Raw genomic sequence first — 12739 nt, 5'->3', positions numbered from 1 at the left:
GCTCACCCCAAGGAGGGGGTGGCGGGCCCTAGCCGCAGATGGCGCCCGAGGCCGCCGAGCCGACGAGCTTGGCGTACTTGCCGAGGACGCCGGTGGTGTACCGCGGGGGCAGCGGCGCCCAGTCCGCGCGGCGGCGGGCCAGCTCGTCGTCGCCGACCAGCAGGTCCAGCGTGCGGGTGGTGAGGTCGAGGCGGACCGGGTCGCCGTCGCGGACCAGCGCGATCGGGCCGCCCTCGGTGGCCTCCGGCGCGACGTGGCCGATGCACAGGCCGGTGGTGCCGCCGGAGAACCGGCCGTCGGTGAGCAGCAGGACGTCCTTGCCGAGACCGGCGCCCTTGATCGCGCCGGTGACGGCGAGCATCTCGCGCATGCCCGGCCCGCCCCGGGGCCCCTCGTACCGGATGACGACGACGTCGCCGGCCTGCAGCGTGCCCTCGGTGACCGCGTCCATGGCGCCCTGCTCGCCGTCGAAGACGCGGGCGGTGCCCTCGAAGACGTCGCGGTCGAAGCCGGCGGACTTCACCACCGCGCCCTCGGGCGCCAGCGACCCGCGCAGGATCGTCAGCCCGCCGGTCCTGTGGATCGGCTCGGACATGGCGTGGATGATCGCGCCGTCGGGGTCCGGCGGGGCGATCTCGGCGAGGTTCTCGGCCATCGTCCTCCCCGTCACGGTGAGCGTGTCGCCGTGCAGCAGGCCGGCGTCGAGCAGCGCCCGCAGCACCACCGGGACGCCGCCGATGCGGTCGACGTCGGTCATGACGTAGCGGCCGAACGGCTTGACGTCGGCCAGGTGCGGGGTGCGGTCGCCGATCCGGTTGAAGTCGTCGAGGGTCAGCTCGACCCGCGCCTCGTGCGCGATGGCCAGCAGGTGCAGGACGGCGTTGGTGGAGCCGCCCAGCGCCATGACCACGGTGACCGCGTTCTCGAACGCCTCGCGGGTCATGATCTGCCGCGCGGTGATCCCCTTCCGCAGCAGGTTGACCACCGCCTCGCCGGAGGCGACGGCGAAGGCGTCGCGGCGGCTGTCCGGCGCCGGCGGGGCGGCGCTGCCGGGCAGCGCCATGCCGAGCGCCTCGGCGACGCTGGCCATGGTGTTGGCGGTGTACATGCCGCCGCAGGAGCCCATGCCGGGGCAGGCGGCGCGCTCGACGGCGCCCAGCTCCTCCTCGGTGATCAGCCCGCGGGCGCAGGCGCCGACCGCCTCGAAGACGTCGATGATCGTGATGTCGTCGCGGTCGCCGAGCCGGCCGGGCAGCGTGGACCCGGAGTAGAGGAAGACGCTGGCGAGGTCGAGGCGGGCGGCGGCCATGAGCATGCCGGGCAGCGACTTGTCGCAGCCGGCCAGCAGCACGGTGCCGTCGAGGCGCTCGGCGAACACCACCGTCTCCACCGAGTCGGCGATGACCTCGCGGCTGACGAGCGAGGCGCGCATGCCCTCGTGGCCCATGGAGATGCCGTCGGAGACGGAGATGGTGCCGAACTCCAGCGGGAAGCCGCCGGCGGCGTGCACCCCCTCCTTGGCCCGCTTGGCCAGCCGGTCCAGCGAGAGGTTGCAGGGGGTGATCTCGTTCCAGGACGAGGCGACGCCGACCTGCGGCTTGTCCCAGTCGTCGTCGCCCATGCCGACCGCGCGCAGCATCGCGCGCGCCGGGGCCCGGGTGATGCCGTCGGTCACCTCCCGGCTGCGGGGCTTGACGTCGGCGCTGGTGCCGGGGTCCTCGACCGTGGTCACGGGCGCGAGCGTAGGCCGGGATCCGGGCGGCTCCCAGATGCGCCTGATACTGGTACCGGTACCACCACCGAGGAGGCCGCCCGTGTCCGCTCCCGCCCGCCGTGAGCTCGCCGACTTCCTCCGCTCGCGGCGGCGGCAGGTCGACCCGCGGGCCGCCGGGCTGCCGGCGTCCGGGGCGCGCCGCACCCCTGGGCTGCGCCGCGAGGAGGTCGCGCTGCTGTCCGGGGTGAGCCACACCTGGTACACGTGGCTGGAGCAGGGCCGCGACATCCACCCGTCCCGGCAGGTGGTCGACGCGCTGGCCCGCACGCTGCGGATGTCACCGGCCGAGCACGGGTACGTGCTGGGGCTGACCGGGCACGGCGGCCCCGCCCCGGACGGCGCCGCCGAGGGGATGCCCGGGCACGTGCAGCGGCTGCTCGACGCGCTGGGCCCCTCCCCCGCCTACGCCATCACCGCCGACTGGTCGATCGCCGGGTGGAACCGCGCCTACGAGCGCCTCTATCCCGGCGTCGCCCGCGTCCCCGCCGCCGAGCGCAACCTGCTGTGGCTGGTGTTCACCGACCCCGCGGTGCGCGCGCTGCTCGGCGACTGGGCCACCGACAGCCGGCGCTTCCTCGCCCAGTTCCGCGCGGAGGTCGGCCCGCGGCTGGCCGACCCCGCCGTCGTCGACCTGGTGTCGCGGCTGGAGGCGGCCAGCGCGCACTTCCGCGCCGGGTGGGCCAGCCACGACGTCGACCGGTTCAGCTCCGCCGAGCGCCGCTTCGAGCACCCCGAGGTGGGCACGCTGTTCCTGGAGCACCACCAGCTCGCGCCGGCCGACGCCCCAGGCCTGCAGGTCGTCGTCTACACCGCGGCCGAGGGCAGCGGGACCGCCGCCCGGCTGCAGGTGCTCGCCGGTCAGGCCGACGGCGGCTGAGGGACGTCGAAGCGGCCGCCGGACCACCCGGCCAGCCGCGGCAGGTCGCGGGCGCGCAGCACCGGCAGCGACACCTCACCGCCGCCGCGGGTGACCAGCCGCAGCCGGGCGTTGCGCACGACGCGGATGCCGGCCAGGTCGTCCCACGCCACCCGGCGCTGCCCGAGCAGCCCGCGGGTGGTGATGCCGGTGTCGTCGACGTCGACCCCGACCCGCAGCACCCACGCCGCCGCGGCCAGCGGCAGCAGCAGCACCAGCGCGGCGGCGGGCGACGCGGCGGCGAAGGGCAGCACGCAGACGGCGAGGAAGACGACGGGCAGCAGCGCGACCTTGCTCAGCCGCAGACGTGCGAGGACAGCCACGTCTGCCGATCATCCCCGCTCGGCAGGCGTCTCAGTACGCGTCGACGACGTCGGCCAGCGGCTCGCCGGCCAGCACCCGCCGCAGCTGGGCCAGGACGGCGGCCTGCGCCCGGGGGCCGGCGTCGGGCACCGTGCCGGCGACGTGCGGGGTCAGCAGCAGCCCGGGCGCCGACCACAGCGGGTGGCCCTCGGGCAGCGGCTCGGGGTCGGTGACGTCGAGCGCGGCGCGCAGCCGGCCGGCGGTCAGCTCGGCGAGCAGGGCGGCGGTGTCGACGACGACCCCGCGCGCGGCGTTGACCAGCAGGGCGCCGTCGGGCATCGCGGCGAGGAAGGCGGCGTCGACCAGGCCGGTGGTCTCGTCGGTGACCGGCACGAGGACGACCACGACGTCGGCGTGCGGCAGCAGGTCCGGCAGCTCGGCGGTGGCGTGCACGCCGTCGCGGGCGGTCCGACCGACGTAGGTGAGCTCGACGTCGAAGCCGGACAGCATCGCGCCGACCCGGCGGCCGATGTCGCCGGCGCCGACCACGAGCACCCGCGTCCCGACCAGCGAGGAGAAGGTGCGCGGCGACCACCGCCCGGCGTCCTGCTCGCGCACCAGGTCGGGCAGCCCGCGCTGCGCGGCCAGCGTCGCGGCCACCACCCACTCGGCCGTCGCGGGGGTGTGCGCGCCGCGGGCGTTGGACAGCGCGATGCCGTCGGGCAGCCGGCCGGCGAAGCGCTCGGCGCCGGCGCTGAGCAGCTGCACCAGCCGCAGCCGCGGCAGCGCGTCGAGGAACTCCGGCGGGGGGACCGACCCGCCGAAGGGCGGCACCCAGACCTGGGCGTGCGCGGCCTCCCCGGTCGGCGGGCCGTCACCGGGGTCGGCGACGAGCGCGCGCACCCGCGGGGACAGCGCCCCGGCGGCGTCGGCCAGCTCCGGGGTGGGGACCAGGACGGTGAGCGTCTCGTCGGGTCCGGCGACGTCGGTACCGCGGATTTCGGGGGCCACGGCCTCCGAGACTGGCACCCACCGCCGCGGGCCGCCCGGTGGCACCGTGGCCCCGGGATCCGCCCGTACTGTGGGTCGGGTGAGGCGGCAGCGGGGACGGCGGGCGGCCGGCGCCGCCTGCGCGGTGGCCCTGACCCTGGTCCTCGCCGGCTGCGGCGACGACGGCTACGAGCCGCGCGGGCCGTTCCGGCCGCTGCCCGAGGGCGCGCCGCCCGAGGTCGGCCCGCCCACCGAGTCCTCCCCCGCCCCGGCGCCCGGTGAGCCGGCCGAGCCCGGCTCGGGGCAGACCGCCGGCGACCCGAACGTCGTCGCCACCGACCTGACCGTGCCCACCGGGCTGGTCGTGCTGCCCGACGGCAGCGCGGTGGTCGGCGAGCGGGAGACCGGCCGGCTGCTTCAGGTGTTCCCCGACCGGTCGCCCCCGCGCGAGCTGATGGTCCTGCCGGGCGTCGACACCGCCGGCGACGGCGGGCTGCTGGGCCTCGCGCTGTCCCCGACCTTCGACGAGGACGGGCTGTTCTACGCCTACGTCTCGACCGCGACCGACAACCGCGTCGTCCGCTTCCCGATGGGGGGCACGCCCAACCCGGTCTACACCGGCATCCCGCGCGGGGAGACGCACAACGGCGGCGGTCTGCAGTTCGCCCCCGACGGCACCCTCTACGTCGGCACCGGGGACACGGGGAACCCGGCGCTGGCGCAGGACCCGGCGTCGCTGGGCGGCAAGGTGCTGCACATCGACGTCTTCGGGCAGCCGGCCAACGCCGCGGGGCCGGTGTTCAGCAGCGGCTTCTCCGACGTCACCGCGGTCTGCCTGACCGGCGACCAGCCGACCGTCGTCTACGCCGTCGACGAGTCCGCGGCCGGCCCCGACGAGCTCAACCGGCTCAGCGAAGGCACCGACCACGGCTGGCCCACCCCCGGCGCCGCGACGGTCCCGCCGGTGCACACGGTCGACAACGGTGCCGGCGGCCTGGGCGGGTGCGCCGCCGCCGGCACCACGGTGTTCCTCGGCGCGCTCGACGGGCAGCGGGTCTACGCCGTGCAGGTCGACGGCCAGGGCGGCGTCGTCGAGGTGCCCGAGGAGCTGCTCGGCGGCCGCTACGGGCGGCTGCGCACCGTCGTCCTCGACGGCGAGGGCGCGCTGTGGATCACGACGTCGAACCGGGACGGCGTCGGCACCCCCGCCGAGGACGACGACCGCGTGCTGCGGATCCTCCCCCCGTCCTCGACGGGCTCCTCCCCCGTCTGACCGGTGCACTTCCGCGGACGTGCACGCCGCCAGGGCGGGCACGTCCGCGGAAGTGCACGGGCTCAGCTCCCGAGCACGCGCTCCTCGAGCATCCGGCGCACCGTGGCCGCGTCGGCCTTGCCGCGGGTGGCCTTCATGACCGCGCCCACGAGCGCGCCGAGGGCCTGCACCTTGCCGCCCTGCACCTTGGCGACGACGTCGGGGGCGCCGGCGATCGCGACGTCGACGGCGGCCACCAGCTCGTCGGACTCCCCCAGCACGGCCAGCCCCCGCGACTCGACGACGGCGCGCGGGTCGCCCTCGCCGGCCAGCACGCCGTCGAGCGCCTGCCGGGCCAGCTGGTCGTTGACCGTGCCCTCGGCGACCAGCGCGCTGAGCTCGGCGACCTGCCGCGGGGTGACCGGCAGCGCGGTCAGCTCCACGCCGGCGTCGTTGGCGCGGCGGGCCAGCTCGCCCAGCCACCACTTGCGCGCGTCGGCCGGCGAGGCGCCCGCGGCGACGGTCCCCTCCACCACCCCGAGGGCGCCGGCGTTGACCAGCCAGGCCATCTCGGTGGCCGACAGGCCCCACTCCTCGCGCAGCCGCGCGCGGCGGGCGGCCGGCAGCTCGGGCAGCCCGGCGGCGAGCTTCTCCACCCACTCGGCGTCGGGGGCCAGCGGGACGAGGTCGGGCTCGGGGAAGTACCGGTAGTCGGTCGCCTCCTCCTTGCTGCGCCCCGGCGACGTGCTGCCGGTGTCCTCGTGGAAGTGGCGGGTCTCCTGCACGATCCGCCCGCCGGCGTCGAGGACGGCGGCCTGCCGGCGCATCTCGTAGCGCACGGCCCGCTCGACCGACCGCAGCGAGTTGACGTTCTTCGTCTCGGTGCGGGTGCCCCACTCCAGGCTGCCGACCGGGGCCAGCGAGGTGTTCACGTCGCAGCGCAGGCTGCCCTGCTCCATGCGCACGTCGGAGGCGCCGAGGGTCTGGATGATCTCGCGCAGCTCGGTGACGTAGGCGCGGGCGACCTCGGGCGCCTTCGCGCCGGCCCCGGCGACCGGCCGGGTGACGATCTCGACCAGCGGGATGCCGGCCCGGTTGAAGTCGACCAGCGAGTACTCGGCGCCGTGGATGCGGCCGGTGGCCCCGCCCACGTGCAGGTTCTTGCCGGTGTCCTCCTCCAGGTGCACCCGCTCGATCTCCACCCGGTACGTCTCGCCGTCGACCTCGACGTCGAGGTGCCCGGCGGTGCACAGCGGCTCGTCGTACTGGCTGGTCTGGAAGCCCTTGGGGATGTCCGGGTAGAAGTAGTTCTTCCGGGCGAAGCGCGACCAGGAGGCGATCCGGCAGCCCAGGGCCAGGCCGATCCGGATGGTCGACTCGACCGCGGCGGCGTTGGCCACCGGCAGCGAGCCGGGCAGGCCCAGGCACACCGGGCAGGTCTGGGTGTTGGGCTCGGCGCCGAAGGCGGTCGTGCAGCCGCAGAACATCTTCGACTCGGTGCCCAGCTCGACGTGGGTCTCCAGGCCGATGACCGGCTCGTAGCGGGTGAGGACGTCGTCGAACTCGACGAGGGGCTCGCTCACGGGGTGCGGTCTCCCTTCGGGGCGGTGCGCCCGGTCAGCCAGGCACCGACGCCGGTCAGCAGGCCCAGGACGATGAAGACGGCGAAGACGGCCTCGCCGGTGACCAGCCACAGGACCAGCCCGGCGAGCACCACGAAGGCGGTCAGCCCCCAGGCGGCCTTGAGCGCGCCGTTCACGCGGCACGCTCCAGCAGGCGGTCGGTGAGCGGCGCGCCCAGCGCGGCCTCGACGGCGGCCGCGACGCGGTAGCAGCGGTCGTCGGCCAGCGCCGGCGCCATCACCTGCAGGCCGACGGGCAGGCCGTCGGACAGCCCGCAGGGCACCGAGATCGCCGGGACGCCGGCGAGGCTGGCCGGCAGCGTGCACAGGTCGGCGGCGTACATGGCCAGCGGGTCCTCGACGCGGGCGCCGATCGGCCAGGCCACGGTCGGGCTGGTGGGGCTGACCAGCACGTCGACGTCGTCGTACGCGGCGCTGAAGTCGCGGCTGATCAGCGTCCGGACCTTCTGCGCCTGCCCGTAGTAGGCCTCGTAGTAGCCGGCCGACAGTGCGTAGGTGCCGAGGATGATCCGCCGCTTGACCTCGGGGCCGAAGCCCTGCTCGCGGGTCAGGGCCATGACCTCGTCGACGTCGTGACTGCCGTCGTCGCCCACCCGGATGCCGAACCGCATGCCCTCGAAGCGGGCCAGGTTCGACGACGCCTCGCTGGGGGCGATGAGGTAGTACGCCGGCAACGCCAGCCCGAACGACGGGCACGACACCTCGCGCACCTGCGCGCCGGCGGCCTCGAGCAGGGCGACCCCCTCGGCGAACCGGTCGAGCACGCCCTGCTCGTAGCCCTCGCGGGCGCCCTCGCCGCCGAGTTCGCGGACGACGCCGACGCGCAGGCCCGACAGGTCGCCGCCGGCACCGCGGCGGGCGGCCTCGACGACGGTGGGCACGGGCGCGTCGATGCTCGTGGAGTCGCGCGGGTCGTGGCCGCCGATGGCCTCGTGCAGCAGGGCGGCGTCCAGCACCGTGCGGGCCATCGGGCCGGCCTGGTCCAGGCTCGAGGAGAAGGCGATCAGCCCGTAGCGCGACACCGAGCCGTAGGTGGGCTTGTGCCCGACCAGGCCGGTGACCGCCGCGGGCTGGCGGATCGAGCCGCCGGTGTCGGTGCCCAGCGCCAGCGGCGCGAGCCGGCCGGCCACCGCCGCGCTCGACCCGCCGGAGGAGCCACCCGGGATCCGGTCGTGGTCCCACGGGTTGCGGGTCACCGCGTAGGCGGAGTTCTCGGTGGACGAGCCCATGGCGAACTCGTCCATGTTGGTCTTGCCGAGGAGCACGGTGCCGGCGTCGGCGAGGCGGCTCGCGACCGTCGCCGAGTAGGGCGGCCGCCAGCCCTCGAGGATGCGCGAGCCGCTGGTGGTGGGCACGCCCTCGGTGACGAACACGTCCTTGAGGGCGACCGGGATGCCGGCCAGGCCGGTGCCCGCGGTGCCCGAGGCGTCGACCTCCGCGGCCCGGGCGAGCGCGGCGTCGGCCGTGACGTGCAGGAAGGCGCCGAGGGCGCCGTCCTCGGCGGCGATCCGGTCGAGGTGGGCACGGGTGACCTCCACCGAGGAGGTCTCGCCGGCGGCCAGGGCCGCCTGCAGCTCGACGGCGGTGAGGGCGGTGAGGTCGCTCACTCCTCCTCCCCCAGGATGCGCGGGACGCGGAAGCGCCCGTCCTCGGCGGCGGGGGCGGCGGCCAGGACGGCGTCGCGGGGCAGGCACGGCGTGGCGACGTCGGCCCGCAGGACGTTGGTCAGCGGGACGGCGTGCGTGGTGGGGGCGACGTCGCCGACGTCGGCGCGCTGCACCTGGGCCACCGCGTCGAGGACGGCCCCCAGCTGGCCGGCGAAGCGGTCGAGCTCCTCGTCGGTGACGGCGAGCCGGGCCAGCCGCGCGAGGTGCGCGATGTCCTGGCGGCCGAGGGCGGGTGCCGCTCCGGATGCGGGGGTGGTGGTGCTCATGACTGGGGCGGGACTCCTGTCGTCGGCGCCGCGCCGGCGCCAGGGACGCAACCCGGTCACTGTACGCGGGCCGCCGGGGGCCCCGATCGGGCCGGGGAGTGCGCTCGACCGCGGGGTGCCCGGTGGGGGAAGCTGCTGGCGCCACTCGATCGACGCCGATCGGCTGCCCCTCGACGTCGTCAGCGGAGGAACCGTGTCCTATCTCCTGCGGCTGGTCGTGCCCGACCGTCCCGGCCTGCTCGGCGCGGTGGCGACCGCGCTGGGCGACGCGGGGGTCGACATCGTCTCCCTCGACGTCCTCGAGCGCGGTGGCGGCGTCGCCGTCGACGACGTCGTCGTCGACCTGCCCCCCGGCCGCCTGCCCGACAGCCTCATCACCGCCGCGCAGGCGGTGCCCGGGGTGCAGGTGGAGTCGCTGCGGCCCTTCGCGGGCGCACTGGACACCCACCGCGAGCTCGACCTGCTCGAGGCCCTCGCCCGCGCCCCCGAGGGCACCGCGGTCAAGATCCTCGCCGTCGAGCTGCCGCGGGTGTTCCACGGCGGCTGGTCGGCGGTGGTGCTGGCCGACGGCGCCGGTGGCGGTGAGGTGCTGGCCGCCTCCGACGCCGCCCCCGCCCTCGAGGGCGTGCAGCTGCCCTGGCTCCCGCTGTCGACGCCCCGGCTGCTGCCCAGTGAGGACGACTGGCTGCCCGAGCGCTGGCGGGAGATGGCGATCGAGATGATGGCGGCTCCCTTCGGCGATCCCGCCACCGCCGTGGTCCTCGGCCGCTCGGGCGGTCCGGCGTTCCGCCGGTCGGAGCTGCTCCGGCTGACCCACCTGACGGGCATCGCGGCCACGGTGGCGCACCTGCCGCCGGTCTGAGCTGCCCTGGAGTTGCGGTCGGATGCGCCCACCTCCGGCGACGCGGACCCCGCCGTGGCGGCCTGCGCTCGGACGGTCCGACGTTCCGGGTGCGCCTTTGAGCAGCACTTCTCTGTCCACGGCGCTCCTGCCCCACCCGAGGCCGCCGCGGCAGGAGATCGACGACCTCGTCAGGAGCTTCCTCGGCCCGCGCCGCCGCGCCGGCCACGGGATCCTGCCCGAGGTCGCAGCCGCCGACGAGGACCTGGGCGCCCGCGAGGGCGAGGTGTACCGGGCCGCCGGCTTCACCGGCCCGACCCGCATCGAGATCCCCGGTCACGTGGTCGTCCGCAGCGCCGACGACGTCGTGGCGAGTGTGTTCTCCCTGTCGAGCGCAGCTCCTCACCTCTTCGGTGACCGGGTCGGCGACGTCGAGGCCGGGCTCCGGCAGCTCCTCGCAGCGGCCGGTCCCGATGGACGGTTCAGCGAGCAGATGGCCGGCACCACGGTCGATGTCTGGCGCAGGTAGCAGCGCAGCGACGCCGGAACCTGACCGCCCAGGACCAGCAGGTGGCCTGCTTCCGCAACGCCGCCAGCCCGCCTGCGCCCCGGCGGGGCCTTCGTCGTCGCGGTCGGCGTCCCCGACCTGCAGCGCCTGCCGCCCGGTGAGCGCCCGGCCCCTCCGCTTCGACGAGGACGACGTCGCCACCCAGCGCCTGGTGTCGCACCACCACACCGTCACCGACGGGCACCTGGACGTCGTCTCGGTGCCGTTCCGCTACGTGTGGCCGGCCGAGCTCGACCTCGTGGCCGCACTGGCCGGGCTCGAGCCGCAGGCCCGCTGGGAGGACTGGCACCGCCGGCCGTTCACCAGCGACAGCCGGGCGCACGTCTCCGTCCGGCGGACGCCGGCCCGAGCCGCCTCACTTCCCCGCGGGCTGGCTGCCGTCGCCGATCGTCGCCACCTCGCGGGCGGCCTCCGGCCCGTCCTCGAGGAGCACCCGCAGACCGTCGTCGTCGAGGATCGGCACCTTGGCCTGCACGGCCTTGTCGTACTTGCTGCCTGGGTCGGCCCCGACGACGACGAACCCGGTCTTCCTCGACACCGAGCCGGTGACCTTGCCGCCGCGCTCCTGCACCGCGGCGATCGCCTGGTCGCGCGAGAGGTCGCGCAGCGAGCCGGTGATGACCACGGTGACGCCGGTCAGCGGCCCGGGCGGCGCGTCCTCCCCGGCGTCGGCCAGCCGCACGCCGGCCCGGCGCCACTTCTCCACGACCCCGCGGTGCCAGTCGACGGCGAACCAGTCGCGCACCGACCGGGCGATCGTCGGGCCCACGCCGTCGGCGGCGGCGAGCTCCTCCTCCGACGCCTCGGCGATCCGGTCGAGCGAGCGGAAGTCGCGGGCCAGCGCCTGCGCGGCCGTCGGCCCGACGTGCCGGATCGACAGCGCCACGAGCACCCGCCACAGCGGGACGTCCTTGCGCGCCTGCAGGTTGGCCAGCAGCCGCTGCCCGTTGGCCGACAGGGTGCCGTCCTTCTTGGTGAAGAAGCTCGTCCGCGACAGCGCCTCCTCGGTGAGGTCGAAGACGTCGCCCTCGTCCTCCAGCAGGTGCTCGGCCAGCAGCGCGATCGCCGCCTCGTAGCCGAGCACCTCGATGTCGAAGGCACCGCGGCCGGCCACGTGGAAGACCCGCTCCCGCAGCTGCGCCGGGCACGACCGCGCGTTCGGGCAGCGGATGTCGGCGTCGCCCTCCTTCTCGTGCCGGAGCTCCGTGCCGCACTCGGGGCAGTGCGTGGGCATGACGAACGGCCGCTCGTCGCCGGTCCGCGCGGCGACCACCGGGCCGAGGATCTCGGGGATGACGTCGCCGGCCTTGCGGATGACGACGGTGTCGCCGATCAGCACGCCCTTGCGCTGCACCTCGCTGGCGTTGTGCAGCGTGGCCAGCTGCACCGTCGACCCCGCGACCTTGACCGGCTCCATGTAGCCGAACGGCGTCACCCGGCCGGTGCGCCCGACGTTGACCCGGATGTCGAGGAGTTTGGTCGTCGCCTCCTCCGGTGGGTACTTGAAGGCGATCGCCCAGCGCGGCGCCCGCGCGGTCGACCCCAGCCGCCGCTGCAGCGCCACCTGGTCGACCTTGACGACGACGCCGTCGATCTCGTGCTCGACCGAGTGCCGCTGCTCGCGGTAGCGCTCGATGTAGGCCTCCACCGCCTCGAGGTCGTCGACCACCTCGAACCGGTCGCTGACCGGCAGGCCCAGCGCACGCAGCCGCTCGTAGGCCTCCGACTGGCGCTCGGGGTCGAAGCCACGGCGCGCGCCGAGGCCGTGCACGACCAGCCGCAGCGGCCGGGAGGCGGTGATCCGCGGGTCCTTCTGCCGCAGGGAGCCCGCGGCGGCGTTGCGCGGGTTGGCGAAGGGCGCCTTGCCCTGCTCGACCATGCCGGCGTTGACCTCGGCGAACCCGCTCACCGGGAAGTAGATCTCGCCGCGCACCTCGAGCAGCTCCGGCAGGTCGTCGCCGGTGAGCTGCTGGGGGACGTCGCGCATCGTGCGGACGTTCGCGGTGACGTCCTCCCCCGTCGTGCCGTCGCCGCGGGTGGCCGCGCGCACCAGCCGGCCCCGCTCGTACACCAGCGCGACGGCGACACCGTCGACCTTGAGCTCGCACAGCCAGGCCACCCCGGCCCCGGCGTCACGCGCCACCCGGTTCGCCCAGGCCGACAGCTCGTCGCCGTCGAAGACGTTGTCCAGGCTCTGCATGCGCTCGAGGTGGGCGACCGGCGCGAACGTGGCGGTGAAGCCGCCGTTGACCTTCTGGCTCGGCGAGTCGGGCGTAACCAGGGCCGGGTGCTGCGCCTCGATGGCCTTGAGCTCGGCCATCAGCTCGTCGTACTGGCCGTCGCTGACCAGCGGCGCGTCCTGCACGTAGTAGGCGAACGCGTAGCGGTCGAGCTCCTCGGAGAGGTCCCGGTGGCGCGTGCGCGCGTCGTCGGGGACCTCGGTGAGGTCCTCCCGGTCGGCGACCGCGGCGACCTGCGGGGTGTCCAGCTCGGCGTCCGTGCTCACGCCTGGACGGTATC

Annotated in this window: 12 protein-coding genes; 4 read left to right on the top strand and 8 right to left on the bottom strand. The window is 75.6% G+C overall.

The features are described 5' to 3' along the window. Nucleotides 1-28 precede the first annotated feature (28 nt). On the bottom strand, nt 29-1732 hold the full coding sequence (ilvD, locus tag CHC04_RS03530) for a dihydroxy-acid dehydratase (RefSeq protein WP_089402460.1): 1704 nt from the start codon (nt 1730-1732) through the stop codon (nt 29-31). Nucleotides 1733-1814: 82 nt separating this feature from the next. Between ilvD and CHC04_RS03525 the strand changes: the two genes are divergently transcribed. Then, a complete protein-coding gene (locus tag CHC04_RS03525) occupies nt 1815-2651 on the top strand; it encodes a helix-turn-helix transcriptional regulator (protein WP_245816953.1) in 837 nt (278 codons plus the stop codon). Here the strand turns inward: CHC04_RS03525 and CHC04_RS03520 are convergent. Together CHC04_RS03520 and CHC04_RS03515 are read right to left on the bottom strand one after the other, a co-directional pair. After that, nucleotides 2633-3013: a PH domain-containing protein gene (locus CHC04_RS03520; protein ID WP_089402458.1), complete on the bottom strand. Its 381-nt coding sequence runs from the start codon at nt 3011-3013 to the stop codon at nt 2633-2635. The genes CHC04_RS03525 and CHC04_RS03520 overlap by 19 nt on opposite strands. Before the next feature lie 31 nt (nt 3014-3044). Continuing rightward, nucleotides 3045-4004 (bottom strand): 2-hydroxyacid dehydrogenase, encoded by a 960-nt coding sequence (locus CHC04_RS03515; protein WP_089402457.1) that lies wholly within the window; start codon nt 4002-4004, stop codon nt 3045-3047. 79 nt (nt 4005-4083) lie between these two features. On the opposite strand from CHC04_RS03515, the gene CHC04_RS03510 reads away from it, so the two are divergent. Beyond that, nucleotides 4084-5256 carry a PQQ-dependent sugar dehydrogenase gene (locus tag CHC04_RS03510; protein ID WP_089402456.1) on the top strand — a complete coding sequence of 391 codons (1173 nt, stop codon included), beginning with the start codon at nt 4084-4086 and terminating at the stop codon, nt 5254-5256. Nucleotides 5257-5318: 62 nt separating this feature from the next. Here CHC04_RS03510 and gatB read toward each other — a convergent pair whose 3' ends face one another. From gatB to gatC, 4 genes are read right to left on the bottom strand one after another with little or no spacing between them, the layout of a single operon-like run. Beyond that, nucleotides 5319-6818 (bottom strand): Asp-tRNA(Asn)/Glu-tRNA(Gln) amidotransferase subunit GatB, encoded by a 1500-nt coding sequence (gatB, locus tag CHC04_RS03505; RefSeq protein WP_089402455.1) that lies wholly within the window; start codon nt 6816-6818, stop codon nt 5319-5321. After that, complete coding sequence (locus tag CHC04_RS03500) at nt 6815-6994, bottom strand: hypothetical protein (protein WP_089402454.1); 180 nt, start codon at nt 6992-6994, stop codon at nt 6815-6817. The genes gatB and CHC04_RS03500 overlap by 4 nt, the downstream gene beginning before the upstream one ends. Next, nucleotides 6991-8484 (bottom strand): Asp-tRNA(Asn)/Glu-tRNA(Gln) amidotransferase subunit GatA, encoded by a 1494-nt coding sequence (gatA, locus tag CHC04_RS03495; protein WP_089402453.1) that lies wholly within the window; start codon nt 8482-8484, stop codon nt 6991-6993. Before gatA ends, CHC04_RS03500 begins: the two co-directional genes overlap by 4 nt. Next, complete coding sequence (gatC, locus tag CHC04_RS03490; RefSeq protein ID WP_089402452.1) at nt 8481-8810, bottom strand: Asp-tRNA(Asn)/Glu-tRNA(Gln) amidotransferase subunit GatC; 330 nt, start codon at nt 8808-8810, stop codon at nt 8481-8483. The genes gatA and gatC overlap by 4 nt, the downstream gene beginning before the upstream one ends. A 193-nt stretch (nt 8811-9003) precedes the next feature. On the opposite strand from gatC, the gene CHC04_RS03485 reads away from it, so the two are divergent. Both CHC04_RS03485 and CHC04_RS03480 read left to right on the top strand, forming a co-directional pair. Then, nucleotides 9004-9672, top strand: coding sequence for an ACT domain-containing protein (locus tag CHC04_RS03485; protein ID WP_089402451.1), 669 nt, complete (start codon nt 9004-9006; stop codon nt 9670-9672). 97 nt (nt 9673-9769) lie between these two features. Then, nucleotides 9770-10180 (top strand): hypothetical protein, encoded by a 411-nt coding sequence (locus tag CHC04_RS03480; RefSeq protein ID WP_089402450.1) that lies wholly within the window; start codon nt 9770-9772, stop codon nt 10178-10180. A gap of 394 nt (nt 10181-10574) precedes the next feature. Here CHC04_RS03480 and ligA read toward each other — a convergent pair whose 3' ends face one another. Then, entirely contained in the window at nt 10575-12725 is a 2151-nt protein-coding gene (ligA, locus tag CHC04_RS03475; RefSeq protein WP_089402449.1) for an NAD-dependent DNA ligase LigA, read from the bottom strand. Nucleotides 12726-12739 lie beyond the last annotated feature (14 nt).

Origin of the sequence: Geodermatophilus saharensis (assembly GCF_900188205.1) — a bacterium.
GTDB lineage: Bacteria > Actinomycetota > Actinomycetes > Mycobacteriales > Geodermatophilaceae > Geodermatophilus > Geodermatophilus saharensis.
Note: the sequence above shows the minus strand (reverse complement) of the source record. Positions and strands in the feature narration are given on the sequence as shown.

Coding starts and splice junctions, on each gene's coding strand:
- gatC (WP_089402452.1), bottom strand. CDS start 8,810: ATGAGCACCACCACCCCCGCATCCGGAGCGGCACCCGCCCTCGGCCGC.